At 47.0% G+C, this 26,083-nt stretch carries 23 protein-coding genes; 6 read left to right on the top strand and 17 right to left on the bottom strand.

Annotated features, from left to right (window positions below; translation table 11 throughout):
• Together Q0314_RS00230 and Q0314_RS00235 are read right to left on the bottom strand one after the other, a co-directional pair.
• On the bottom strand, positions 1 to 662 hold a 662-nt coding region (locus Q0314_RS00230; RefSeq protein WP_298055163.1), incomplete at its 3' end, for a cytochrome ubiquinol oxidase subunit I.
• Between the two features lies 1 nt (position 663).
• Positions 664 to 879 carry a DUF4492 domain-containing protein gene (locus Q0314_RS00235; RefSeq protein ID WP_298055166.1) on the bottom strand — a complete coding sequence of 72 codons (216 nt, stop codon included), beginning with the start codon at positions 877 to 879 and terminating at the stop codon, positions 664 to 666.
• 132 nt (positions 880 to 1,011) lie between these two features.
• Here Q0314_RS00235 and Q0314_RS00240 point away from each other — a divergent pair, with 132 nt between their 5' ends.
• Positions 1,012 to 2,676 carry a CTP synthase gene (locus tag Q0314_RS00240; protein WP_298055169.1) on the top strand — a complete coding sequence of 555 codons (1,665 nt, stop codon included), beginning with the start codon at positions 1,012 to 1,014 and terminating at the stop codon, positions 2,674 to 2,676.
• A 22-nt stretch (positions 2,677 to 2,698) separates the two neighbouring features.
• Here the strand turns inward: Q0314_RS00240 and Q0314_RS00245 are convergent, their stop codons facing one another.
• From Q0314_RS00245 to Q0314_RS00260, 4 genes are read right to left on the bottom strand one after another with little or no spacing between them, the layout of a single operon-like run.
• Positions 2,699 to 3,541, bottom strand: coding sequence for a hypothetical protein (locus tag Q0314_RS00245; protein ID WP_298055173.1), 843 nt, complete (start codon positions 3,539 to 3,541; stop codon positions 2,699 to 2,701).
• A 3-nt stretch (positions 3,542 to 3,544) separates the two neighbouring features.
• Entirely contained in the window at positions 3,545 to 4,318 is a 774-nt protein-coding gene (locus Q0314_RS00250) for an ABC transporter ATP-binding protein (protein ID WP_298055175.1), read from the bottom strand.
• A complete protein-coding gene (locus Q0314_RS00255; RefSeq protein WP_298055178.1) occupies positions 4,312 to 5,367 on the bottom strand; it encodes an iron ABC transporter permease in 1,056 nt (351 codons plus the stop codon). The genes Q0314_RS00250 and Q0314_RS00255 overlap by 7 nt, the downstream gene beginning before the upstream one ends.
• Entirely contained in the window at positions 5,364 to 6,476 is a 1,113-nt protein-coding gene (locus tag Q0314_RS00260) for an ABC transporter substrate-binding protein (protein ID WP_298055181.1), read from the bottom strand. Before Q0314_RS00260 ends, Q0314_RS00255 begins: the two co-directional genes overlap by 4 nt.
• 174 nt (positions 6,477 to 6,650) lie before the next feature.
• On the opposite strand from Q0314_RS00260, the gene Q0314_RS00265 reads away from it, so the two are divergent.
• From Q0314_RS00265 to Q0314_RS00280, 4 genes are all read left to right on the top strand, one after another.
• Positions 6,651 to 6,803: a hypothetical protein gene (locus Q0314_RS00265; protein WP_298055183.1), complete on the top strand. Its 153-nt coding sequence runs from the start codon at positions 6,651 to 6,653 to the stop codon at positions 6,801 to 6,803.
• On the top strand, positions 6,793 to 8,364 hold the full coding sequence (recJ, locus tag Q0314_RS00270; protein ID WP_298055193.1) for a single-stranded-DNA-specific exonuclease RecJ: 1,572 nt from the start codon (positions 6,793 to 6,795) through the stop codon (positions 8,362 to 8,364). The genes Q0314_RS00265 and recJ overlap by 11 nt, the downstream gene beginning before the upstream one ends.
• Positions 8,365 to 8,423: 59 nt before the next feature.
• Positions 8,424 to 8,729, top strand: coding sequence for a hypothetical protein (locus Q0314_RS00275; protein ID WP_298055196.1), 306 nt, complete (start codon positions 8,424 to 8,426; stop codon positions 8,727 to 8,729).
• Between the two features lie 635 nt (positions 8,730 to 9,364).
• Complete coding sequence (locus Q0314_RS00280; RefSeq protein WP_298055200.1) at positions 9,365 to 11,362, top strand: TonB-dependent receptor; 1,998 nt, start codon at positions 9,365 to 9,367, stop codon at positions 11,360 to 11,362.
• A gap of 335 nt (positions 11,363 to 11,697) precedes the next feature.
• Here Q0314_RS00280 and Q0314_RS00285 read toward each other — a convergent pair whose 3' ends face one another.
• The 11 genes from Q0314_RS00285 to Q0314_RS00335 form a co-directional block, all read right to left on the bottom strand.
• Positions 11,698 to 11,916: a hypothetical protein gene (locus Q0314_RS00285; RefSeq protein WP_002950945.1), complete on the bottom strand. Its 219-nt coding sequence runs from the start codon at positions 11,914 to 11,916 to the stop codon at positions 11,698 to 11,700.
• A 190-nt stretch (positions 11,917 to 12,106) separates the two neighbouring features.
• Positions 12,107 to 12,739, bottom strand: a complete 633-nt coding sequence (locus tag Q0314_RS00290) for a protein-L-isoaspartate(D-aspartate) O-methyltransferase (RefSeq protein ID WP_298055202.1) — start codon at positions 12,737 to 12,739, stop codon at positions 12,107 to 12,109.
• On the bottom strand, positions 12,736 to 13,506 hold the full coding sequence (locus Q0314_RS00295; protein ID WP_298055204.1) for a carbon-nitrogen hydrolase family protein: 771 nt from the start codon (positions 13,504 to 13,506) through the stop codon (positions 12,736 to 12,738). The genes Q0314_RS00290 and Q0314_RS00295 overlap by 4 nt, the downstream gene beginning before the upstream one ends.
• Positions 13,493 to 14,515 carry a ribonucleotide-diphosphate reductase subunit beta gene (locus tag Q0314_RS00300; protein ID WP_002950951.1) on the bottom strand — a complete coding sequence of 341 codons (1,023 nt, stop codon included), beginning with the start codon at positions 14,513 to 14,515 and terminating at the stop codon, positions 13,493 to 13,495. The genes Q0314_RS00295 and Q0314_RS00300 overlap by 14 nt, the downstream gene beginning before the upstream one ends.
• A gap of 148 nt (positions 14,516 to 14,663) precedes the next feature.
• Entirely contained in the window at positions 14,664 to 16,295 is a 1,632-nt protein-coding gene (locus Q0314_RS00305; RefSeq protein WP_298055206.1) for a flagellar hook-basal body complex protein, read from the bottom strand.
• A gap of 4 nt (positions 16,296 to 16,299) precedes the next feature.
• Positions 16,300 to 17,004 carry a flagellar basal body rod modification protein gene (locus Q0314_RS00310; RefSeq protein WP_009494792.1) on the bottom strand — a complete coding sequence of 235 codons (705 nt, stop codon included), beginning with the start codon at positions 17,002 to 17,004 and terminating at the stop codon, positions 16,300 to 16,302.
• Positions 17,005 to 17,051: 47 nt separating this feature from the next.
• Positions 17,052 to 18,500 carry a flagellar hook-length control protein FliK gene (locus tag Q0314_RS00315; protein ID WP_298055211.1) on the bottom strand — a complete coding sequence of 483 codons (1,449 nt, stop codon included), beginning with the start codon at positions 18,498 to 18,500 and terminating at the stop codon, positions 17,052 to 17,054.
• Positions 18,501 to 18,608: 108 nt separating this feature from the next.
• On the bottom strand, positions 18,609 to 20,594 hold the full coding sequence (locus tag Q0314_RS00320; protein ID WP_298055214.1) for a TonB-dependent siderophore receptor: 1,986 nt from the start codon (positions 20,592 to 20,594) through the stop codon (positions 18,609 to 18,611).
• A gap of 18 nt (positions 20,595 to 20,612) precedes the next feature.
• On the bottom strand, positions 20,613 to 22,511 hold the full coding sequence (locus Q0314_RS00325) for an iron ABC transporter permease (RefSeq protein ID WP_298055225.1): 1,899 nt from the start codon (positions 22,509 to 22,511) through the stop codon (positions 20,613 to 20,615).
• Positions 22,508 to 23,380 carry an ABC transporter substrate-binding protein gene (locus tag Q0314_RS00330; RefSeq protein ID WP_298055231.1) on the bottom strand — a complete coding sequence of 291 codons (873 nt, stop codon included), beginning with the start codon at positions 23,378 to 23,380 and terminating at the stop codon, positions 22,508 to 22,510. The genes Q0314_RS00325 and Q0314_RS00330 overlap by 4 nt, the downstream gene beginning before the upstream one ends.
• Entirely contained in the window at positions 23,380 to 24,144 is a 765-nt protein-coding gene (locus tag Q0314_RS00335; RefSeq protein ID WP_297969120.1) for an ABC transporter ATP-binding protein, read from the bottom strand. Before Q0314_RS00335 ends, Q0314_RS00330 begins: the two co-directional genes overlap by 1 nt.
• A gap of 166 nt (positions 24,145 to 24,310) precedes the next feature.
• Here Q0314_RS00335 and typA point away from each other — a divergent pair.
• The coding region (gene typA, locus Q0314_RS00340) for a translational GTPase TypA (protein WP_298055228.1) at positions 24,311 to 26,083 on the top strand (1,773 nt) is incomplete at its 3' end.

Below are 26,083 nucleotides of genomic sequence, written 5' to 3' on the forward strand. Positions count from 1 at the left end.
GATTTTTTAGCCATGATTAGGTGGCGTCCTTTTAGGATAAACCACGCTGAAATTCCTATCACGAAAAGCGCACTAGCGACGTAGCCGCTAGTTACGGTGTGTAAAAATTTGATGATACCTACCGGGCTAAGAGCGACCTCGAAGAAATTTTCCATTTCCATTCTTGCGGTTGCTGGGTTAAATTTCATACCCACCGGATACTGCATCCAGCCGTTTGCGATGAGGATCCAAAGCGCGCTTAAATTTGAACCGATAGCCACGAGCCAGGTTGAGATGAGGTGAAATTTCTTGCTAACCTTATCCCAGCCAAAAAACATAACGGCAAAGAACGTCGCCTCCATAAAAAACGCGAGCAAGCCCTCGATAGCTAGCGGCGCGCCGAAGATGTCGCCGACAAACCAGCTGTAATTCGCCCAGTTGGTGCCGAACTCAAATTCCATTATGATACCGGTAGCCACGCCGATAGCAAAGTTTATACCGAAGAGTTTTAGCCAAAATTTGGTGATTTTTAGCCACTGCTCGTTACCGGTTTTGACGTAGATACTCTCCATAATGGCGATGATAAAGCTAAGTCCCAACGTGAGCGGAACAAACAAAAAGTGGTATATGGCGGTGAGCGCAAACTGCGCCCTAGACCAATCGACCGAAGCGATTTCAGACATTTTATTCCTTTGTCAAATTTGAGATGACGAAGTCCGCTTTGGCTTCGTCGCTCTCAAATTTTGAATTTAAACTTTCATCAAAGATAAATACTTTTAAAATCCCGAACATTATAAGTAGCTTGATGGCTATGACGAGCCACAGGCTCTTTCCGAGCTTCATGTTCCTAAAGCCGTCGATATACAAAGACGAGATGTTTTTAATATATTTTTTAATCATAACTTAACATACTACAGAAATTTAACTTAAAATATAATTTTAAAGTTTTGATTTTATAAAATTATTTACACCCTCAAGCGTTTATAAATTTTAAATAAGGTATAATCTCGCTAAAAATTTAAAAGGCGCGATATGCAAAAAAATCTAAACGAAACAAAGTATATTTTTATAACCGGCGGCGTGCTAAGCTCGCTAGGTAAGGGCATCGCGGCGGCTTCTATCGCCACGCTTCTTAAAAACACAGGCTTAAAGGTGAGCATGCTAAAGGCCGATCCCTACATCAACGTAGATCCCGGCACCATGAGTCCGCTCGAGCACGGCGAGGTTTTCGTCACCGACGACGGCGCGGAGACGGATCTGGATCTGGGGCACTACGAGAGATTTTTAGACGAGAGCCTAAGCCAGGATAATAACTTCACCACCGGCCGCGTTTATAGCTCCGTCATTGAAAAAGAGCGCAGAGGCGACTATCTGGGCAAAACGATCCAAGTCATCCCGCACATCGTAGGCGAGATCGTCGATCGCATCAAAAAAGCGGGCGAGGGTCGCGACGTACTGATCGTTGAGATCGGCGGCACGGTAGGCGACATCGAGGGCTTGCCGTTTTTAGAGGCTATCCGCGCCCTTCGCATAGAGGTCGGCCGCAAACGCGCGATGAATATCCACCTAACTCTCGTGCCCTTTATCAAGGTTGCAGGCGAGCTAAAAACCAAGCCTACCCAGCACAGCGTCGGTGAGCTGCGCCGTATCGGCATTAGCCCAGATATGATCATCTGCCGCGCCGAGCAGCCGCTAAACCGCGAGCTAAAGGATAAAATAGCCGCCAGCTGTGGCGTAGAGCGCAACTGTGTCATCGAGAGCATCGACTCGGCCAGCATCTATCAGGTGCCGCTCGCGTTTTATAACCAAGATATTTTGACCCCGATCGCCGAAATTTTAAATTTGGGCGAGCTAAAGCTTGATATGCGCAACTGGGACAGCCTGGTTAAGCGCATTATCGCGCCGACGAAAGAAACTACGATAGCATTTGTGGGTAAATACGTCGATCTAAAAGAGAGCTACAAGAGCTTGACCGAGAGCATCATCCACGCGGGCGCGAGCCTTGATGCTAGGGTAAATTTAAAGTGGATAGATAGCGAGAAGATCGAGCCCTCAAACGTCGAAGAGCTACTAAAAGACGTGGGCGGCGTGCTAGTTGCTGGAGGATTTGGTGAGCGCGGAGTGAGCGGCAAGATCGAAGCGATCAAATACGCCCGCGAAAACGGCGTGCCGTATCTTGGCATCTGCCTAGGCATGCAGCTGGCGCTCATCGAGTTTGCCCGCAACGTGCTAAAGCTCGAGGACGCAAATTCGGTCGAATTTAAGCCCGAGTGCGTAAATCCTATCATCTATCTCATCGATAGCTTCATCGACGCACACGGCCAGACGCAGATCCGCACGCACCAAAGCCCGGTCGGCGGCACGATGAGGCTTGGCGCGTATGCTTGCGACATTAAGCCCGGCTCACTGCTAAGTCAAATTTACGGCGGCGCCAAATGCGTCAAAGAACGCCACCGCCACCGCTACGAGGCAAATCCGAAATACAGAGCCGAATTTGAAGCAAACGGCCTGATAGTTAGCGGCGAGAGCGACGGGCTGATCGAGGCCGTCGAGCTTAGCTCGCCTTTGGCTGGCGCTAAAAACTCGCATCCGTGGTTTGTCGGCGTGCAGTTTCATCCGGAATTTACCAGCCGCCTAACAAATCCAAATCCCGTAGTTTTGGGCTTTATCAAAGCTAGCTTAGGAAAATCGAAATAATCAAATTTAGAGCCGATCGGCTCTAAATTTTCTTTTCCGTGACAAATTTATCCAGGATTACTTTTACGAATTTTTCGGTAGAGTTTTTGCCGTAGCTAAAATAAAGACTAGGCTCGATAAGCTCGACTTCGTTGATTAAAATTTTATCTTTTGCGCCGATTAGATCTATCCTTGCGTAGACGGGATTAAAGGCAAGCCTAGCCAAAACGTCTCGCGCTATGTTTAGAAAGGCTGCAGTCGGCTCTACCGAGCTAATCTTAACGCCGAAATTCGAGTTTGCCCTATAATCCTCGCTAGCAGGCGAGCGGCGTACGGCGTGAGAAAAAACGCCGCCTAAAAATATCAAGCAAATTTCGCCGTTAGCGGCGATCTCTTCGATAAAAGGCTGAAGCAAAGCTCCGTTTTTATATTCGCTTAAATTTGATATTTCGTCGATTTTAGCTACTCCGTTGCCGCTCTGTCCGACGAGCGGCTTTATCACGCCGCCCGGGCAAATTCGCCTTAGCTCTTCTATATTTTCATCGCCGTTTAAAAGCGTGCTAGGGATCGCGGGAAGTCCTAAGGCTTCAAGTTCTAAGAGGTATTTTTTCGATAAATTCCAGCGCACGATCTCGGCGCCGTTTATTATCTTCGCTCCGCTTTTTTCAAGCTCGCCTAAAAACGATAAAAATTTAGCCGCGTCTAGGCTGTAATCCCAAGCCGCAAGCGGCAAAATCAAAGAATCTTCGTCTAGCGAACCGACGTCTAAATTTTGCCACGGCACTATCTCGCACTGTGCGCCGCCGTCGCTAAACGCGCGGCTTAAATTTCGCAAGTCCTCGTTGCCCTTTGCGTAAGCAAGGCAACTTAAAATAAAAATCCTCACGCGCTACTCTACCCCGAACGCCGACTTTGCGACTACGGCCGGTACGCCGGCATCGTCGTAAAAAATATCCACGTTTACTTTATAAAGCTCTTGTATTAGCTCTTTAGTTATGGTTTTTTTAGCTTCGCCTTTGGCTTTTATCTTGCCGTCACTCAGTAGCAACACCTCGTCGCTAAACTGCGACGCTAGCGATAAATCGTGCAGTATCATAACGGTAGTTATACCGTGCTCGCGCGTAAATTTCCTAACGCAGTCCAAAAGCACGCATTGATGGTGCATATCAAGAGCCGAAACAGGCTCGTCCAAAAGTAAAATTTTAGGCTTTTTGATAAGCACGGAGGCAAACATCACCATCTGGCGCTGACCGCCCGAAAGCTGCATCACGTCGCGACCGGCCAGATGTAAAATCCCTAGTTTTTTCATTATCTCTACGGCCGAGTTTATTTGCTCGTCTTTTAGATAAAGCCCGAGACTATCCATAAGCCCTAGCAAAACGACCTCAAGAGCCGTTAAACTCGCGTCTACGTAGCTATCTTGGGGCATGTAGCCGATTTTCTTTTTCCACGAGAAATGGTTTTTGAAATTTAACCTCTCTTCGCCGAATTTAATCTCGCCCTCATAGCCCATCTCGCCGAAAATCGCGCTTATGAGCGTAGTTTTGCCTGCGCCGTTAGGCCCTAGTACGGAGTAAACCTTGCCTTCTTCAAAGCTAGCGTTTACGGCATCTGCCGTGCAAAGCGAGCCGCGGTATATCGTTAAATTCTTAAGCTCTAGCATACGTTTTTCCTTGAGAGGATGATCCAGAAGAAAAACGGCACGCCCACAAACGCCGTGATGATGCCGACCGGAAAGAGTCCGCCCGGATTTATAACCTTAGAAAGTACCGAAGCTATCGACAAAAATGCTGCGCCGACGAAGATAGTAGTAGGCAGGAAAAATCTCTGATCCTCGCCGACTAAATTTCTAGCGATATGCGGAGCGACCAGGCCGATAAAGCCTATAACGCCGACGAAGCTAATAACCGTAGCCGTCATAACCGAAACTATAAGCAAAATTTTAATCCTAAGGGCGGATAAATTTACGCCCATGCTTTTGGCTCGCTCTTCGCCCAGTTTCAAAGCCGTTAGCGCCCAAGTATTTAGCATCAGTAGCGAAATGCATACGACCGTTACGACCGTAGCGACGGCCAGCGTACTCCATTTAGCCTTTTGGAGGCTACCGAACAGCCAAAACAAAATCGCCTGCGAAATCTCGGGCGCGGACAAAAACTGCACCAAAGAGAGCATAGACTGAAACAAAAATAAAAGCGCGATACCAACTAAAACCAAAGTAGCCGACCCAAATCGCCTCATCATCGAAAACAAAAACAGTATAGACGCCGCTAACATCGTCATGATAAACGCACCGATAGGCACGGCGTAAATTTGAGGCAGTCCAAACGAACCAAACGCCATCACCAGCGATGCGCCAAATCCCGCCGCCGCGGCAAGTCCCAGCGTATAGGGGCTTGCCATAGGGTTGTTTAAAAGCGTCTGTATCTCTGCGCCGCCCGCTCCCAAAGCCGCACCTACGACTAAAGCCATAAGCGCTACGGGAAGCCTGATGTCGTAAACGATGTGGTATAAAAATTTATCCTGCTCGCCGCCTAAAATCGGCTGCAAAAGCGTATCTACGACTTCTCTTGGCGAGAGCATCGCAGGCCCGGTACCGATATCAAACACCATCGATACAAGACCCACGACTATAAAGCTCAAGATGATGATTAAGCGTTTAAATTCACGCTTTCTATGAGCCCTTACGACCTCTTCGGAACTTATTTTATTCATTTTTCGTCCGCTTGGATGGCTATAGTTCCGACGGGAACGACAGGCAAGTACTTTTTGTGAAAATCAACGTAGGTCTTTATCGGATCTACGTCTTTAAATAGCTGCGGATACAAAGCTTTTGCGATATATTGCACCATCGCCATATCCGCAAGCGTTCTTGACGCGCCCATATATAGGCCGTATAAGCGGTTATTTTTGATAGCCGGAAGCTCTGACCAACCGACGCGTTTTTTAAATCCGTCTAGTCTTTTTAACGCTTCGGCTTTGTCTATGTTTATGCCCATTACCATCGCAGTCGGTTCTTTTTTTAGTTCGGTTTCGCGGCCTGTTATCATTATAACGTCGGGCTTTGCGGCTATGACTTGCTCGGCATTGATGGGTGCCCACTGCTCGACTAGATCGGCTGCGATATTATCTCCGCCGGCTAAATCTATCAGCGAACCCCACATATCTTTACCGTAGGTTATGCCTATATCCTCAGGACCGCCTCGGCCGAATTCTATGTAAATTTTAGGCTTAGGCAAATTTGCTTTTGCGATGCGGTCGCCCACTTCTTTTACGGTGTCTTCGTATAGTTTAGAGATCTCGTCCGCTCTTTTTTCCTCGCCTAAAATTTCGCCTAAAATTTTAGTGCTTTTTACGTGAAGCTCAACCTTCTCGCGGTTATAATCAAGCACGACTATCGGGATATTTAGATCGGCTAAAGGCTTTAAATCAGGCTCTAGCACGTTATACTGCCAAGATGCGAGTATTAGCAAATCGGGTTTTAGAGAGATAACTTTTTCTACCGAGAACGTACCGACCTCTACCTCGCCGAAGTCCGCAAGCTTATTTAGCTGCGGTAGCGCCTTGCTATATAGATCCCAACTAGCAGGCGTCCAGTCCGTCCAAACCTCTTTTGAAAAGCCCACGACTTTATCTAAAGCCTTGGTGCCGCCGACGGCTAAAAAGTCGGTGTAGTAAAAACCCAAAGCTATGCGTTTAACGGGTAAATTTACCTTTACCTCGCGACCCAAGACGTCTTTTATGACCTTAGTTTCGGCCGCCGCTTGGGTCGCCGAAAACACCGCAAAAAGCACCAACAGCGCTTTTAAAAAAGTTTTTTTCATATCGTTCCTTTTGTTGAAATAAGAGCGCAATCATACATAAATACATCTTAACCTATGGTTAAATATAATAACTAATATCATTTCAAATATAATTTCGACTCGTTTAAAATTATAAGAAATTAAATTTCAAAAAGCTATAATTTGCGCATTAGAAAATAAAAAAGAAGGAAAAAGATGAAATTTGAACCAAAATTTAGCCTTTTTTGCGGCGTGGCAGGGGTAAATTTGACCCCCGAGGCGAGCAAAAATTTAGGCAAAAACGGTGGCAAGGCGGCGAAATTTGACGGCGAGGCTTACGCGAAAGCCCGTCAAAACGATGTTGAATAAGGAAAAAATAAAGGAATTACTGAACCAAAGATTTGAAAATGACATTCACAAAAAACTTTCAGAAATTCCTACGCCCGATGCGTTAAAGGATGTATTTAAGGGTGCCGAGCGTATAAAACGCGCGATCGAGCAAAACGAAAAGATCGTCATCGTCGGCGACTACGACGTGGACGGCGTGATTGCCAGCGTCATAATGGCCGAGTTTTTCGATGATTTGGGCGTTAGCGAGTATTTCGTGCGTATCCCAAATCGCTTTAGCGACGGATATGGGCTAAATCCGCAAATCGTCGAGGAGATCGCGGACGCTGGCCTCATCGTGACCGTGGATAACGGCATCTCGGCAAACGACGCGGCTCAAATTTGCAAGCAAAAAGGCATCGATCTCATCATCACCGATCACCACATGCCGCCCGACGTCCTGCCTGAGGCCTATGCGATCATAAATCCAAAGCAAAAGGATTGCCACTTTCCAAACGTCGAAATTTGCGGCGCTCAGGTCGCGTGGTATCTAGTGGGCGCGCTAAAGGACGTGTGCCGTATCAACTACGATATGGGTAAATTTCTCGATCTCCTCGCTATAGCGATAATAGCCGATATGATGGAGCTTCGCGACCTAAACCGCATCCTAGTTAAGCTTGGCGTAAACCGCCTAAACAGCTCGCGCAGGCCCGCATTTACAGCGATAAAGCAGCTATACGGCAAGGATAAATTTGAGTGCGACGACATTAGCTTTCTCATCGCGCCGCTCATAAACTCCTCAGGCCGTATGGACGATGCGAGCGTATCTTTTGAGTTTTTACGCGCCAAAAGCTTAGATCGCGCCTGCGAGTGCCTCGACACCATCGTGAGCTTTAACAACTCGCGCAAGGAGGAGGAGCGCACGCTTTTTGAGTGCTCGCTAAAGGACGTGCGCGAGGACGAGCATATCATCGTGACGTGGGGCAGGGGCTGGCACGAGGGCGTCATCGGTATCGTCGCATCGCGTCTGGCAAAGCAGTTTAAAAAGCCAGCCATCGTCTTTAGCATCGACGAAAACCGCGCCAAAGGTAGCGCCAGAAGCGTGGGCAAGCTAGACATCCTCTCGCTCATCGCTAGCCACGAAAATTTGCTCGAGGGCTACGGCGGACACAAAGGGGCTGCTGGCATCGTGATAGATCCGGCAAATTTAGAAGCGTTTAAAATCGCGATAAATAGCTCGTGTATGTTGATGGACTTGCACGAATTTAGCGCGTTTGATGAGCCTCTGGGCGAGATAGAAGCCAGCGAGGTGGACTTTGAGCTACTTGAAATTTTGGAGCATTTTGAGCCCTACGGACAGAAAAATCCGCGTCCGCTCTTTGAGATCAAATCCGCCGTCGTCAAAAACAAAAAACTAATCGGCAGGGAGCAAAATCATCTAAAACTAATCCTACAAAAAGACGGCAAGTGCCTCGAGGCGCTCTTTTTTAACTTCACTCGCGAGCCGCATACGGGCGAGAGCATAGACCTAGTTTTTTCGGTATCGAAAAACTCGTTTCGCGGACTCGTCACGCCGCAGCTACTGGTAAAAGAGATATCGTGAATTCGGCTGGTTTTACCAGGATTTTGGATTAAATTTAGAGATTTTTCGGCGGTAATTTTATGGCTAAATCTAAACAAATAAAAAATAAATCTAGCAAAAAGAAAACTATTTTTAGCCAGTCAGTAATCGAAAAGATTTTATTTTATACGTTTATCGCTATCGTCGCCGTTATCTTATATATCATTAGCACGTTTATTCATAAAGAGAAAAAGATAGTCTGCGAAGAACAGCCGCCCGAAGTCATGCTAGCAGCACTCAGAGAAGGTACGCCAGACGCGATAAGAGAGGCAATGAAAAAGGTAAACTGTAGAGAAGTATACAAGCATTCTCGTCATAAAAGATTTTTCTCAAGAAGAACGCACTAAATAAATTTAAATTTAATATTAATACTTAAAATTTGCGCTTAAATTCGACAAAATCATATGATAAATTTTCAAATCCCATCGCAAAACGGCAATTTCTCGCGAATAAAACACGAAATTTTAAAATCTATGAGTCAATTTTAGAGTCTTGTGAAAATTTATTTTTGATATTTGCCGTCTTATTTAAGATGCGACTCGGTTCTAGTTTTATATCGAATTTAAAAGCAAAATGCCGCAATTTAAACACGCAATCGTCGTCACGGGCAGTATCGGCAGCGGCAAGAGCGCGGTTTGCGAGATACTCGCGAGCCGCATGCGGGCGAGAGCATAGACCTCGTTTTTTCGGTATCGAAAAACTCGTTTCGAGGACTCGTCACGCCGCAGCTACTGGTAAAAGAGATTTTGTAAATTTAATCTCGGTTTCGTTAAACTCAAATTTGATGAAACCGAGATTACTTAAATTTATAATTCTAATCCGTTAAAGTTACTTTTCTACACACTTAACGCAAACGACCGAAATATCAGAGTTTGAGCTAAATTTCACACAAAATAATTAACATTACATAAATATTCATACTTTATTTAAGTCGATTTTTGCTTCAATTTCAATATTAAATATTAATTTTGCAGGAGCGAAAATGAAAATTTCTTACGTTTTGGCGCTGGCCATGGCGTCAAATTTGATGCTTAGCGCCGAGGAGGCGATAAGCTTGAGTCCCGTTACCGTCTCGTCAAAAATGCAAAAATCAGCACTCGACGAGCCTACCAACGCCCAAATAGCCGGAAAAGGCGCGATACTGGAAAACAGCGACATCGCCAAATCGCTTTCAAATTTGAACGGCTTTACGATGGAGCGCAAGGGCGGAGGCGGCAGCGAGGTTTATTATCGTTCGCAGACAGCGGCTAGGCTGCCAGTGCTGATCGACGGCAGTACGCTAAACGGCGGCTGCGGCATGCGAATGGATACGCCCATCACCTACATCTCGGCGCAAAACTACAGCTCGGTTCGTATCGTAAAAGGCCCGCAAGACGTCAGATACGGCGCGCTCATTAGCGGCGGTATATTTTTCGATAGAGAGATAGCAAGGCTGTCAAAACCGAGCTTCGGAGGAAACGTAAGCGTGCTGGGCGGCAGTTTTAAGCGATTTGAAACTACCGCGGACGTAGCGGCGGGTAACGAGCTGGGCAGTATAGAGGTTTCCGGCGGACACTACGAGAGCGGCGATTATAAAAGCGGCGGCGGGCAGAAAATGCATACGCACTATAAACGCAACAGCGTCTCGCTCGTGGGCACGCTAACGCCCACGGAAACTACCGCCTTGCAGCTAAGCGCGGATCTGGGCGAGGGCGAAGCGGCGTATGCCGACAGGATGAGGGACGGCGTGCAGTTTGACCGTAAATCTTTCGGACTCAAATTTGAACAAGACGTCGGCGAGCACAAGATCAGGCTAAGCTCGTACTATCATCAAATCGATCACATAATGGACAACTTCACCATGCGTCCGGTGGTGCCGGGCATGGGGCGCGGCAAGGGATATAGTATCAGTCATCCGATACGCGATATGTACGGCTTTAAGCTAGAAGGCGAGTTAAATTTCGATAATCTAACAAGCTATCTTGGCGCTGGGTACTCTGAGGATGTATTTAAGTGGAGAGGCGCCGGAACGGGCGGAGCCGGCGTATCTAAAGCCGAAATGGACGCAGCCGTATCAAAGCCGCACGTAAAAGAGCGCAAGGTAACGTATAAAACGATCTACACTCAAAACGAATATGTCCTAGAAAACGACTATGGGCTTTTTGGCGGACTTAGGCTGGACGCGGGCGAGAGAAAACTGTTAAAAACGCATAAGAGTAGGAAAGAAAATTTATTCTCAGGCTTTTTTAGATACGAAAAATATCTGCAAAATTTAACGCTTTATGCAGGACTAGGGCACGCACAAAGGATGTCCGATCACTGGGAAACGAACAAGGACGCAAACCTAGCGCTGCGTAAAGAAAGAAACACGCAGCTGGATTTTGGCGCAGTGCTAAAAGATCAAAATTACGAACTAAGCGCGAATTTTTTCGTCTCAAAGATGGATGATTATATCATGCTAAAATATAATCCTATGGGCATGTCCTCAGACGCCTTTAATACCGATGCATTGCTATACGGCGGCGAGATAGAGGGCACTACGCTACTAGCCGATATGTTTAGGCTGGGGGCGGGCGTATCCTACGTCTACGGCAAGGTGACTAAAAATGCAGGAGGCCTAAAAGACGGCGACGCGCTGCCTAAGGTTTCGCCTCTAGCGTTTAAACTAAGTGCCGGCTTAGAAAAGCCCGACTGGTTCGTCAAAGCCGACTTCTACGCTAACGCGTCGCAAAACCGCGCGCAAAAAGGCTACGGCGACGTGGGCGGCATGGACCTGGGCAAGAGCGATAGCTTTTGGACGCTGGGGCTAAGCGCGGGCTATAAATACAAAAATTATCAATTTTTGCTAGCGGCGGAAAACCTAAACGACGCCAAATACGCCTATCATAACTCAAAAGGCGGCTACGGCGGCGGTATCGCAGGCTACGAGACTATCCCCAACGGCACGAGGCTTTATGAGCCGGGCAGAAGCTTTTGGGCGAAATTTAAGGTGCATTTTTAGGGCGTAGCTCGGTTAAATTCGGTGCGGTTTTGGCTTTATGCTTTGTTTTTAAGCCGCTCCGAATTTTATGCTAACGTCAAATTTGACGCGCCAGGTTTTTATGGCTCTTGCCCGTTTTTGGGTTTGTAAATTTGCGTGCATTTTTGCCGCTTGACGATCAAATTTGAAGTTAAATTTAAACGAGGCGAGCTTGCCGCGCGGTACTTATCGCAAAATAGTCTAAAATTGACGGCTATAAACGACGACGCGGATGTAAATTTGAAAACGAAAGAATAGCAGATATATTTGGAAAAGCGGGAAATTTGGATAGAAATTTCGGGGAAAGCCCCCGAAATTTAAGCTCTTTTATTCTCCAAGCGATTTAAAACAGGTTTTAAAAACTCGTCAAATTCATCTTGCGTTAGCACTCTTTTGCCTAGTTTTTCCTTGCACTCTTTACCGAGCTCGCAAAGCACCTCGCGGTTTGCGATGCTTTGAGCCTTGCCGTGTCTTGCTAGCACCGTGTTTAGCTCGTGCTCCTCTGAGAAATTAACCAACTCGCGATCTGTTGCCATTTTAGCTCCTTTGCTAAGAATTTGTATGGTGATTATACAGTTTTAGGTTTAACGTACGGCTAAATTTGCGGGATAGGCGAGTGCGGCAGCATAAATGCGTTAAATTCGGTACTAAAAGCGGCGTCAAATTTGAGTAGTTAAATTTAATGCGCGGCTTTTTAAGCGGTAGCGTTAAATTTGCCGCTCGCCGCTACTCTATCCCGCCTAAAAGCGGCACGAATAAGCACTCGTCAAGCGCTTTTTGCGTTATCTCGCCGCGAGCGTCTTTTGTAAATTTGACGATAAACTGCTTGCCGTCTTTTTTGATAGGAGCTACTAAAATGCCGCCGTTTTTTAGCTGGTTAAAAAGCGTCTGCGATACTTGCTGTGCAGCCGCTGAAAGCAAGATCCTGTCGTATGGCGCATAGCTTTTCCAGCCGACGTTTCCGTCGTCAAAACGCACGTGGACGTTGTGGATTTTAAGCGCCTCAAAGCGTCTTTTGGCTTCGCTCGCAAGCTTTTCGATGCGTTCGACGCTAAAAACCCTGTGCGCCAAATGCGACAAAATAGCTGCCTGATAGCCGCTACCGCAGCCGATCTCTAGGGCATTGTCGATATCTTCGGCTTCGAGCGCTAGCGTCATTTTGGCTACCGTTAGAGGCGAGCTGATCCATTGATTGCCGCCGATGGGCTGAGCGTCTAGGCTGTACGCGTGGCGAGTGACGGGTGCAAAGATCTCGCGCGGAGTGTCGCAAAGTGCCTTGTAAAGCGAGGGCGTCAGAGTGAGTATATCGCCGATCTCATCGGCCATGTTTGCGCATTTTGATTTTTCTAGAGCGGTCATAAAAGCCCCAAATTTCGTTTGGTTTCAAGGATCAAATTTGAGTCAAATTTAGCCTCTTTCGCAAATTCGCCGCTCGGCAAAAATACGCCCGAAAACTCTAAATCAAGCGAGCTTGCGGCCACGACGTAGCAGCTGTTAGCAAGCGCTAAGGCCTTGCAAAGCGTAAGATATGCGTCCTCGCGCGCCTTGCCCCACATTGCGGGCGCGAGGATGATATCGCAGCCCTTTAGCTGCTGCCAAAGATGGGCAAATCTAAGCTCAAAGCAAATGAGAACGCCGATTTTTAACCCTTTAAAATCAAAAGGCTTTATCGCCGACTCGTCGCCTGAGGCGAAAATTTCATGCTCTAAATTTGGGCAAAAAAGTTTTGATTTATTTTGCGTGTAAAAGACGTTTTGGCTGTTTAGCAGGATAAATTCGTTGTAAATTTCGTTTTTTTGCGCCTGCGTGATTGAAATTTGTGCTAGACCTTTAGCGCGGTTTAGGCTCGTTAGATGAGTGAGACCGAGGAATTTATCGGGACTTAGCGCTTCTTGTAGCGCTTCAAAAAGTATGGCGTCGAAACTGCCGATCGAACCGCCGAGCATTGCTCGGTTTGCGCCGCTAAAAAATCCATCGAAATCATACCCGCTCACACATAGCTCGCTGGCTAAGATGACCGAGTTTCTGGGTGCGTCGGCGATTTTTTCTAGTAGTTCGTCCTGTCTTTGCTGGCAGGTTGGCGCAGTTAGGACGATAGGGCATAAATTTGGACTAAAAGTCGTCAAAACTGATGCTTCCTTTGCTATAGTTGGTCACTTTTGCCTCAAAGAAATTTGACTTTTGGTCGTTAAATTTAGCAAAATCATCGACCCATTTGATCGGATGAGGGACGTTGTAGCGGCGTTTTAGGCCGATCGCGACTAGGCGCTGATCGATGAGGTAGCGGATGTATTGCTCGATGATGTCGTCGGTAAAGCCCATGATCTGGTTTTGCGTGATGTATTTGCCCCATTTGATCTCAAGCTCGCCCGCGCGCTCGAACATATCGTAAATTTTAGCCTCGGTTTCAGGCGTGAAAAGATCCGGGCGCTCGGTGCGAACGCTGTTTATCATATTTTGGAAAAGTAGCAAATGCGTGATCTCGTCGCGCTGGATAAAGCGGATCATCTGCGCGCTGCCTAGCATTTTGCCCGCGCGAGCTAGAGCGTAGATCGCCGTAAAGCCGCTGTAAAAGTAAATGCCCTCTAAAATTTGATTTGCAACCATCGCAAGAAGTAGCTTTTCATCAGTCACTTCGCCCGCTAGTTCCTCGTAAACGCTTGAGATATAGTCGTTTTTCTCGCGTAGCACCTCGTCGTGCTTTTCCATCTCGTAGATCAGGTCGGTGTTGTCGCAGATGGCCTCGACCATGACGGCGTAGGACTTGGAGTGGTTGGCCTCCTCGTAGGCTTGGCGCGCTAGGCAGGCGTTGATCTCAGGTGCGGTGATGTATGGGTTGATGTTGTCGGCTAGGTTGTTGGTCTGGAAGCTATCCATCGAGATGAGCTGACTCCAGACTAGATCGTACATGCGTTTTTCGGCCTGAGTGAGGTTGTAGGCGTAGTCGCGCACGTCGTCGGTGGTGTCGACCTCTTTTGGAAACCACGTGTTAGCCTCCATCAGGTCCCAGAGCTTTAGCGCCCATTGATATTTTGCCTTGGTAAAATTTAAAATACCGTGCGGATTGCCGTTAAAAACGCGGCGATCGGTCAAATTTTCATTTGAGCTTGGATTGTAGATTCTTTTTCGGTTCATAATTTTTTCTTTATTCGGTAAATTTTCGGGGCTGATTTTAGCTAAAAATTTATTTAGATATCTTGAAGTAGACTATTTTATCGCGTTAAATTTGGCTTTACGGTTGCAGCTAAAATTAAAAAACCCGCGTCAAATTCGCGGGTTAAATTTAGCGCTTTAGCTCGATTGCGCGCTGGAGCATTTCGTTGCTAGTCGTTATGCTCTTGGCGTTAGCGTCGTAGGCTTTTTGCGTGACTATGACTTCCGTCAGAGCCTGCGCTAGATCGACGTTTGACTGCTCGAGCATGCTGCTAGCTAGTTTGGCGCCGTAGATGCTTTTGCCGCCTGCATCTTTGTAGAAAAATGCCGCGCCGGAATTCGCGCTTTGCGAATAGATATTATCGCCCATTTTTGCAAGTCCCTGCTCGTTTTGGAAGTGATAGAGAGCGACTTTGCCGACGGAGCGGACTTGGCCATTTGTAAACTGCGCCAAGATATTTCCAGAATCGTTGGTGTAATAATCCTTTAAAATACCCTCACGTACGCCGTCTTGCGCGATCGAGATACTTTTGGCTTGAGACGTGCTAGTGACGCCTGAGTAAATTTGGCCCGCAGCCACAGGAGTGCCGAAGTCTAGCTCGATTTGCGAGCCGTTATTATCTAGGGCGCTTAAAGTAGAGTTAACAAGCCTACCTTCGTAATCAAAATTTAGCTCGCCGTTAGTATTTGAGACCACTGCGCCGCTTGCGTCTTTTACGGTCGCCGCCGCATCCCAAACTGTACCGTTAGCGCCCTGAGGTACGCGTTTTGTTAGCGTTAGCTCAAGTTTATTTTTCGTACCGTCCGCATTTAAAAGCTCGGTTACGAATTTTTCTTGATTTGCCGCTTCTTTAGTCGTGTTTATTTTTGCTGTAAAATTTGGGGCGGTCGTTAGGTCAAAATCCCTTTCAAATTTCTGACTTATGCTCCAGTTGCCGTTTTCGTCGATCGGAGCGCTAAATTCAGCCGTTTTACCGTTCGCGTCGGTTGCCGTTACTATAACCATATCGCCTTTTCTAGGACGAGTTATCGCGGCGTCAGGCGTAACTCGTCCGCGTAAATTTATAGTTCTAGAAGCGTTATCTATGTTGCTCGTATAGGTAGCGGCGTCTACTGGCAAAGTAGCAGGCTCGGTTTTAAAAGACGAGTCGAGATTGCCTTTAAAAGTCACCTTCGACGTCGGTTTGGTCGGCAGATACAAAAACTCCGGTAGGCGAATCTTGCCCTGGGAGCCGATGTCGCCGACGTCAAGGTCTGTAGTATCGGCGCCTAGCGTGTAGGCCTGCGTGACGGCGGCTCGTCCGTTTACTCTACCGAAAGCCTCTATCGCGCCCTGACTTGGAGTTATCTGCGTTAGCTTATTTTGCGTGCCTAGGACGTAGTTGCCTTGATTTGTTACGAGATATCTTTCTTTATCTACGCCAAAGCTGCCGGCACGCGTGTAGTAGGTGCCAGAGCCGTTCGTTACACCGAAAAATCCCTTGCCACCGATCGCCATATCCAGGACGTTATCGGTTTTCATAAACGGACCTTGCTTATAAAAGCTAAGCGCCGTCGTCATGCCGGTGGCGCCGAGGCCGATTTGGTCCTGCGTCGGGTTATTGCCCGCGGCAAAGGATGTCTGATAAAAAATGCTCTTAAATTCGGGTATCGAAGCGGTAAAGCCGACGTTGTTTATGTTGGCGATGTTATGCGCCCACACGTCCATGCTAAATCCCTGCGTTCTCACGCCGCTAACGCCGTTATATAGGCTTCTTACCATGGATTTATCCTTTTGACGGCTCGGTAAATTCTTTGACTTTGTCGATGCTGACGTATTGTCCGCCGACCTTTACCTGTGCGACGCCATCGATAAATTTGACGCCCTCTACGAGATAGTTGCCTACGCCGCCGGTTTTGGCGCCGCCAGCGTGATCGACGTAGTTTATCTCTACCGAGTAGGTGCCTGCTTTTGCGTCGTTGCCTGCGCTATCCTTGCCGTCCCACTCAAAGGTATTGGCTCCGGCGCTAGCTTGGCCGAATTCTAGCTTTCTTACGAGTTTACCGGTGCCGTCTTTGATATTTATCGTGCCGCCTTTTGCCGCGCTTTCTAAAAATCCCGCAAATTTGACGCCCGAGCCTTCTTCTTTTACGATGCCGCTATCGCCGATTTTAGCCATCTTGCCTAGCACTCCGACGGCGTACATATTTGTGCTATTTTTTAGCTGGTCGGCTAGCTTTTGCATCATTTTGTTCGTATTTTCTTGCATTTCAAGCGAGGCTAGCTGGCTAGTTTGGGTTAGCATTTTTTCCGTATCCATCGGGCTTGTCGGATCTTGATACTGAAGCTCGGTTAAAAGAAGTTTCATAAAAGCGTCCTTGTCTAGCTGGGCGTTTGGATTGGTGCCTGCGGCCTTTTGTAGGGCGTCCGCCGATTTTTTGGCGGCTTGGTTGTTTACCGTGAAGTTATTGGTTTCTAGTCCGTTTGACATCTTTTATCCTTTAAATTTTTATATCTCAAGCAAATTTGATTCCAAATTTACACGTAGCGCGGAACGACGAGCTCTAAACGAGGCGCGGACGGTTCGCTTTGCTCAGCGTCGTTGGAGCTAAATTTGGAGCCTTTGTAGCTCTTTTGTCCTTGCTCTTTTTTAGGCTGATTTTGATCGCTAAAGTTCATCTCAAGCTCGGTAAAACCCATGTTTACGAGGCTGTTTTTAAACTCGGCCTGATTTTGTAAAAAGAGGTTCATCGTCTGCGTGTTGGAGTTGAAATTTATATGCAGATTATTGCCGCGATTTACCATCGTGATCTCGACTTCGCCCAAATTTAGTGGATTTAGCGTGATGTTAAAGCGCATGAAAGGCGATTTGTAGGCCGCGACCTGCTCTTTTAAATTTGAGCTAAAGTTATCAAATGTCTCGCGCACGGCTTGGAAATTCCTGCTTTGCGCCTTGGCGTTTGAGATGACATCTTTTACTATAGCGTTTAGTTCGTTATTTTCGCCGTTATCGCTTTGGGTCTCGGTTAAAATTTGCTCCTCGGCGCTCTCGCGCTCCGGAAATAGCAAATTTTGCAAATTTATCTTTTTAGAGTCTTGACCGAGCCCCGATTTTTCGCTTTTTGCGGCGGTTAAATTTAGCTCGCTTTCGGCTTTGAAGTTTGGCTTTTCGTCTTTTAAATTCGCCTCTTTCTCGTCCTCGTTTTTTACCGCTTCTTTTATGATTTTGGAGTTTTGAGCCAAATTTTGCGTATCTTGCGCTTTTGCGCCGATATCTTTTGGCCGGGCTTTATTTTGCTCTTCTTGCACGGCGGCTAGTAGCTTATTTAGCGTATCTTTTGGCTCTGATTCATTTGCGCTTATCGTCTCTTCGACCTTGTTTTTTAGCTCGCTAAAAGCGAAATTTTTCTTTGGCGTTACGGGTTCAAAGAAATCTTTTTTCGCCAAACTCGGAAACATCTCACCTAGCTCGTCCGCCTGAGCTTGCGTTACTTCGATATTTTCTAGACCTAAATTTAGCTTATTTGCGATCTCTATTAGCTCGTTTAGATTTTTAGCTCCTCGTAGCTCGTTTAGCGTCGTTTCGCTTGAGAGCGCTTTGGCCAGGCGGTTTTCAAAATTTGGAAATTTGCTGATTTTTTCGCCGCCGCTAAGCATCTCTAAAATTTGCAAAAGCTGCATAAAAGTCGCGTTTTCAAACAAATTTTCCGCCGCTTCTTCGCCTAAAATTTCTTTTACGTCCGTGCTTTGGATAGGCGCTTTTGTTTGCCCGTTTTGAGCCGTTTGGGCGGATAAATTTACGGCTTTTGCCATCTCTTTTAGATCTTTTTCGCTTAAATTTTCGCCCTTTTTAGCGGCCGCGTCTAGCACCATAGAGAGAAATGCGCCGTCTTCTTTGCCGCCTTTTTGCGCGTTTTTGCTCTGTTTTTTCACGCCGCCTTTGATGCTCGCGTCAAAGGACAAAATATCGTTTTGAGTAGTCTGCATAAAAACCCTTTAAATTTAACTTTCAAAAGGTATGCAAAAATCGTTCCTAATCGTTTCGTAGAAAAACTCGCCTCGTTTGAGGCGAGTTTGGGAGATTAAAATCGGAGATTAAAATTTATATTTAGCCGTTAGCGTCGCTCTAATGCCTTCGCCGTAGTAGCAATAATATCCGTCGCAACCGGAAAAATACTCTTTGTCGGTTAAGTTATTGACGTTTAGTCCCACGCTTAATTTTTTATACTCGTATTCCGCCATAGCGTCTAGCAGGGTATAAGAAGGGCTTTTATAGCCGCTTGCCGAGCCGTCCGGGATAGAGCTTACGTATCTAACGCCCGCGCCTACTTTTAGGCTTTGGTCGGCGGTTAGGCTAAATTTATACGTTATAAATGAAGAGAGCGTGTTTTTAGGTATTAGAGCCGTTTGAGTTACGATATCGCCGTTTACTCCGTCGTGAGTTTTTGCGCTAAAATAATGCGTATAGGCCGCGATCCAGTTTATATCGTCGGTTAAATTTACGTTCGAGCTTATTTCTACGCCTTTGGTTCGTTTTTTACCGGCTTGGCTTTGGATATATAGGCCCCCGACCATACCGCCCACCAGAGCGTTTTTCTCCTCTATATCAAAGTATGCAAGGCTAAATTCTCCGTCTATAAATTCTGGCAAGTATTTTACGCCCGTTTCGTATTGTCTGCCTTCGATAGGTTTGTATCCGACCGCGCTGTTGCTTCCTACGACGGGAGTAAAGCTTTGGGAGTAGTTAAAAAACGGCATCAACCCGATCGCGTCGAAGTTATACATTACGCCCGCTTGATAAGTGGTTTTGGATATTTCGTAGTTATTTTTCGTGCCTAGCGTATCGGAGTCCTCTTTTAGCTTGTCGCGTCTAACGGCGGCGTTTAGGATGAGGTTGTCAAAAAGCGTCGCTTGGTTGCTAAAATAAAAGCCCAGTTGCGACTGATCTACGTCGTATCTTGGGGCGCTACTAGGTCTAGCTACGCTTACTCTATCGCCGATAGTCCAAGGCGTCGTGCTAGAAAAGCCGTAAATTCCGTCCGCTTTTATTTTTCGGTAATCAAAGCCGAACGTGGCTAAATTTTTGATGTTTTCGCCTTGAAATTCATAGCTCAAGCGGTTGTCGAACGTATGAGACTTCACGTCCGCATCGACTAACGTAACGCCGAAACTGCCCACGTATAGCGTAGCGAGCTGCTCTTTGTCTTCTTTGTTAAATTTATAGCTCGACGCGAATTTTAAATTGTCCGTAAAATTATGCGTTAGCTCGTAGCCGGCCGTATACTGCTCTCTTTTTAAAAAGTCGCTGCTTGAGCTCGGATTTACGCCGCGAGATACTTTCGTTACGTTCGGATAGGGATAAAACGCCGTCACGCCCGTGCCGTTATCTTTGGTATAGCTTGAAAGTAGCGTCAGCGTCGTTTCGTCGCCGAGCAAAAACAGCAAAGACGGAGCGATATAATAGTGTTCGTTGTGCGTAAAATCGACGTCGCCGTGTTTTTTCTCGTAATTTCCGACTAAGCGAAATTTGACCCTATCGGTAAAAAGCTCGTCGCTCGCGTCAAAGAAAATTCCGCGTTGATTTTTGTTACCGATCTTAAATCCGACCTCGGCAAAAGGCTTAGCCGTCGGACGCTTGCTGACTAAATTTATAACTCCGCCCGCGCTTGAGGCGCCGTATAAAAGCGAATTCGCGCCCTTTACGACCTCGATACTTTCAAGCCCGTAGATATCGTGCTGAGCGCCTAAATATCCGCCTTTGTAAGGCGTAGAACCGTCAAGCGTAACCGTCGCGTTAAAGCCCCTTAGCTTTAGCCAATCGGTCGTATCCAGATCCGTTCCGTAGGGATTTATGAAGCCCGCTTCGTATTTAACGGCATTATCGAGTTGGCTTGCGCCTTGTTCGGAAATTTTATCTTGCGTTATCGCAGTAGTGGTTCCGGGCTGCATAAAGTCGATTTTTCCGCTGCCTTTGGCTACAGAGCCCACGACGCTTACTTCTTCGAGAGCTACGCTATCGGCGCCCAAAGCGGCGACCGCGCTCAAACTTAAGGCTAAACCCAGCCTAAAACTATTTTTCATTTTGTCTCCTTTTAAAGTTTATTTTAATTTTCTGGCCGCCGATACGAAATAGGCGCTTCCGATAATGGTAGCGACGAGCCCCGAAGGTATCTCGTAAGGAAAAATAAGCGTCCTGCCTAAAAAGTCGGCCGTTACCATCAATATCCCGCCGATAACAGACGCGGTTACGATTTGCAAGCGCGGCTTGCGAAAGCCCAAAAACGACGCTATATGCGGCGCTAGCAAGCCAACGAAACTAACCGGGCCTATGTTAAGAGCCGCTAACGCGCTTATGCCCGCGCAAAATAAAAACAGTATCGTTCGGTATCCCGGGACGTTTACTCCCAAGCTCGAAGCGGTCGCGTCGCCTAAATTTAAAAGCTCGATTTGCCTGGAATAATAAAGCGCGAATAAAACGCTAGCTACCGCCGCGATAAATAGAGCAGCAGCCCACGCTGTCGTAACCGAATAGGTACTCCCCGACGCGTAGCTCATAAAGTTATAAATCCTGCTATCTCCCATCGCGAGCAAAATTTTCTCTACTGAGCTAACAAACGCCATTATAGCTATGCCCGTTAAAATCACCTTGTGCGGCGACATTTCGTTTTTGTAGTTTACGGCTACGGTAAAGCAAAGCATGGCGCAAGCGCCGGCGATACCTAGCGGCACGGTCAAAAACGGCGCTAAAAACATAGCCGCCAATACGCCAAGGCTCACGCCGGAATTTATCCCCAAAAGCTCGGGAGAAGCCATTTGATTTTTGCTTAGACGCTGTAAAACCGTTCCCGCGACGCCCAGTATCACGCCGCTAAAAAGTGCGGCCGCTACTCGGTTTATACGCACGCTTAGTATCTCTTGGCTAAAATTTCCGACCCCGAAAAATAGCGAAAACAAGCAGGCCGCGACCAAAACGGCTAAAATAACGGGCAATACGAAAGCGGCGTTTGCTTTTACTGCCGAGCCCGCGACGCCGTCTTTTGAGGATACTTCGTTTTTATGGACGCCGCGTATTATCAGCCATAAAAGCAAAGGCGCGCCTAAAAACGCGCTTATGCCTCCTGCCGGTAAATTTACGCCCGTTAAATTTAAAATCACGATCAAAATTTCGTCCGTAACGCCCAAAAGCAACCCGCCGCACAAGCCGCAGCAAATTAGCTTTTTTGCGAAATTATCGAATTTAAATCTATCTGCTAGCGTATAAGCCCCAAGCCCTACGAATGCGATGATGCCGACGAAAGCTACCGTCAAAGCGGTGAGATAAGCGGCTATCAAAAGCCCCGTCGCGCGTATTAAATTTACGTTTACGCCAAGAGCCTTGCAAGCGCTATCGCCCAAAACAAAAAGGTGAAACGAGCGAGAAAAATATAAAATAGCCGCTAAAGCCGGCAAAAAATAAACTAGCATGGAGTAAAAATTAAACGCGCCGTCTTGCGCCAAATCCCCGCTCATCCAAACCGCGACGAAAAAACTCTCTTCTTGAAAAAAGAGCATTAAAAGCGAGGTCAAAGATCCGAAAAATAAACCGATTATAAGTCCCGATAGCGTCGTGGTAAATACCGAAAATCCGCGCCCCGAAGATAATGCGAAAAGTATCGCTAGCGCCGCGACCGCGCCGACGAAAGAGCTCGCGACGGTGCTAAGTCCCAGATGCGGAAAGAAAAGAGCGCCCGCTAGCATAAAAAATCCCGCGCCGCTACCTACTCCGAGCGTACTATCGCTTGCTAGCGGGTTATGCGTTATTTGCGCCATCAAAGCCGTAGCCGTAGATAAAAACAGTCCGCTTAAAAACGCGACGCCTATTCGCGGCAAAATATAATTTAAAACGACTAAATTTTTGACGTTTTGGCCGAAATCTTCCAGTAAAATCGCCTGCGAGGCGACTGCGGCGATACCCAAAACGACGAAACCGACCGAAAAAATCGTAAGTAATTTTTTCATTTTCGGGGATCTTGATTTAGGTTTTGAGCCAGCTGCGTAGCAAAGCGCCGCATGCTTAAAATCGAGCCCGCGCTCCAAATCGGACTCGTCTGAATACTATTTTCAAAAAACCCTAGAGCTCGAAACAGCCCGTTAAATTTAAGCTCGCGCTTAATATCGAGCGGATTTGGTTCGACGATAACGAGTCGCGAGTTTTTAGGAAGCTTAAAAAGCGAAGTGATCGGCACCGTGGCTATACCCCACAAATTAAACGTAAATTCTTTAGGCGAGGCGTTTTTTAGCCCCATTTTTTTCAGGCTTACTCCGTATATGCTGTTTTCTCCGTAAATTCTCAAATGCTTGCTGTCTATAAACTGGATCGTCGCGATAGGTTCGTTTGAAAAACGCGCGAGCTCGGCGCGTAAATTTTTAAAAAATTCTTCGTTTTCTCGTATGAGATTTTGTGCTTCTTTTTCTCTTTTTGCGATTTTGGCGATACGATGCGTCGCGTCCAAAATATTTTCGTATAAATCCCCTTCTTTATACGCGTCTATGACCTCTACTCGCGCGTATTGGGCTAGGGCGTTTTTGTTAAATTCAAAAAAGGACGGAATGATGATAAAATCGGGCTTTAGCTTGATTAGCGCTTCTAGATTGGGCTGCATTCTAAGCCCTAGATCGACCGCGTTTTCTACGCTTGGTTCTTTGACCCAAATTTCATAGTTTCTTTTATCTCCGATAGCCGCTACGTCGTATCCGATAGACCTCAATATCTCCGCCGCCGTCCAATCTACCGCTACGATTTTAGGGCTTAAATTTTCCGTTTCTTGGGGTAAATTTCGAGCGATTAAGGCGGTTAAAGTAAAAATAAATACGAAAAAAGCGCGCATCAAAAAACCGCCGCTAGTCGGTTTTGGGTAGGATGAGGAACGATGCTCGCCTTTACGCCGTAAATTTGCGCCAGGCGCTCGCTGTTCATTATCTCTTTTGCATCGGCGTTAAAGATCACCTCGCCCTTTTTCAAGGCTATGAGATAATCGCAATACGTAGCGGCTAAATTTATATCGTGAATAACGATAATAACGCCTTTTTTGAGCTCTTTGCCCAGCCTGGAAATAAGTTGCATAACCTCGATCTGAAAAGAGATATCAAGCGGAGCCAAAGGCTCGTCTAAAAGCAAAAAATCGCTTTGTTGAGCCAGCAGCATCGCCAAAAACAACCTAGAACGCTCGCCGCCGGATAAGGTGCGCACCTCTTGGTCTTTAAATTTAAGCGTTCCGGTCGTCTCCAAAGCCTCCAAAACTATGCGTTCGTCGTTTTTTTCGTCGCGCAAAAAGCCGCTTTGATGAGCGTATCTGCCCATCGATACGAGCTCAAATCCGCTAACGTCGGCCGCATCGGGTAAATTTTGCGGTAAATACGCGAGCTTTTTGGCAAAATCTTTGGCGCGATATTCTTTGATATTTTTATCCAGCAAAAGCACTTGCCCGGAATATTTTTTTTGCTGATTGGCTAAAATTTTAATAAGAGAAGATTTTCCCGAGCCGTTATGTCCGATGAGTCCGTAAATTTTACCGCTTTTGAATTCTAAATTTATTTGATTTAGTATCGTTTTGTTTGAGATTTTAAAGCCGACGTTTCGGGTTTTCAACATAAATTTACCTTAGGGCATTTAATTGATATTAAATATTATAACCGTATAAAGCTAAATGTTAGATTAAATTTCGGTTATAAATTTTTTTTTAGCAAGTTTTGGGTATAATCGGTCTCTTATCAAAACGCGTATATCCGCGCTTTAAAAGTTTAAAACGGAGAAAAATTTGGAAAAGATACGAAACATCGCCGTCATCGCTCACGTCGATCACGGCAAAACTACGATGGTTGACGAGCTTTTGAAACAATCGGGTACTTTTAACGAGCACCAAGCCGTCGGCGAACGCGTGATGGATAGCAACGATATCGAGCGCGAGCGCGGCATCACGATCCTCTCGAAAAACACCGCGATCCGCTACAAAGACACCAAAATCAACATCATCGACACCCCGGGCCACGCCGATTTTGGCGGCGAGGTAGAGCGCGTGCTAAAGATGGTCGACGGCGTTTTGCTACTCGTAGACGCGCAAGAAGGCGTAATGCCACAAACTAAATTCGTCGTGAAAAAGGCGCTCTCGCTCGGCCTTCGCCCGATCGTCGTCGTAAATAAAATCGACAAACCCGCAGCCGATCCCGATCGCGTGATAAACGAGATTTTCGACCTTTTCGTAGCGCTTGAGGCAAACGACGAGCAGCTAGAGTTCCCGGTCGTTTATGCAGCAGCTAGAAACGGCTACGCGAAGCTAAATTTGGCCGACGAAAACGTAAATATGCAGCCGCTTTTCGAGACGATCCTGTCTCACGTTCCAGCTCCTAGCGGCGATATAAATAATCCTTTGCAGCTTCAGGTTTTCACGCTTGATTACGACAACTACGTCGGTAAAATCGGCATCGCGCGCATCTTTAATGGTAAAATTTCTAAAAACCAAAACGTGATGCTCGCTAAAGCCGACGGCACGAAAACTACGGGCAGAATTTCAAAACTCATCGGCTTTTTGGGTCTTGAGCGCCGCGACATCGACGAGGCGCAAGTGGGCGATATCGTAGCGATAGCGGGCTTTGAGGCGCTGGACGTCGGCGATAGCGTTGTAGATCCAAACTCCCCTATGCCGCTTGATCCGCTAAAAATCGAGGAGCCTACGCTTAGCGTCGTATTTAGCGTAAACGATAGTCCGCTAGCGGGCACCGAGGGCAAGCACGTAACCTCAAACAAACTCGACGAACGTCTAGCTAGCGAGATGAAAACCAATATCGCGATGCGCTACGAAAACATCGGCGAGGGTAAATTTAAGGTTAGCGGCCGCGGCGAGCTGCAAATCACGATTTTGGCCGAAAATATGCGCCGAGAGGGCTTTGAGTTTTGTCTCGGGCGTCCGGAAGTCATCATCAAAGAGATCGAGGGCGTACGCTGCGAGCCGTTTGAGCTACTAGTATGCGACGTGCCGGACGAGTTTAGCGGCACCGTGATCGAAAAACTCGGACGTAGAAAGGCCGAGATGGTCGCGATGAACCCGACCGGCGACGGACAGACGAGGATCGAGTTTGAGATCCCTGCGCGCGGTCTCATCGGCTTTAGGAGCCAGTTTTTGACCGATACGAAAGGCGAGGGCATCATGAACCATAGCTTCCTTGAGTTTCGCCCGCTCATCGGTAGCGTCGAGCACCGCAGCAACGGCGCTCTAGTGTCGATGGAAAACGGCGTAACGCTAGCATATAGCCTCTGGAATCTGCAAGATCGCGGCATCCTTTTCGTTGATCCGCAGACTAAGACCTACGTGGGTATGATCATCGGCGAGCACAGCCGTCCAAACGATCTGGACGTAAACCCGATCAAAGGCAAAAACCTAACCAACGTACGCGCTAGCGGCTCTGACGACGCTATCAAGCTCGTACCGCCTAGAAAGCTAAGCCTTGAGCGCGCTCTGGAGTGGATCGAGGAGGATGAGCTAGTCGAAGTCACGCCGACAAACATACGCGTACGCAAACGCTATCTAGATCCT

The organism is uncultured Campylobacter sp. (assembly GCF_938040115.1).
Taxonomy (GTDB): domain Bacteria; phylum Campylobacterota; class Campylobacteria; order Campylobacterales; family Campylobacteraceae; genus Campylobacter_A.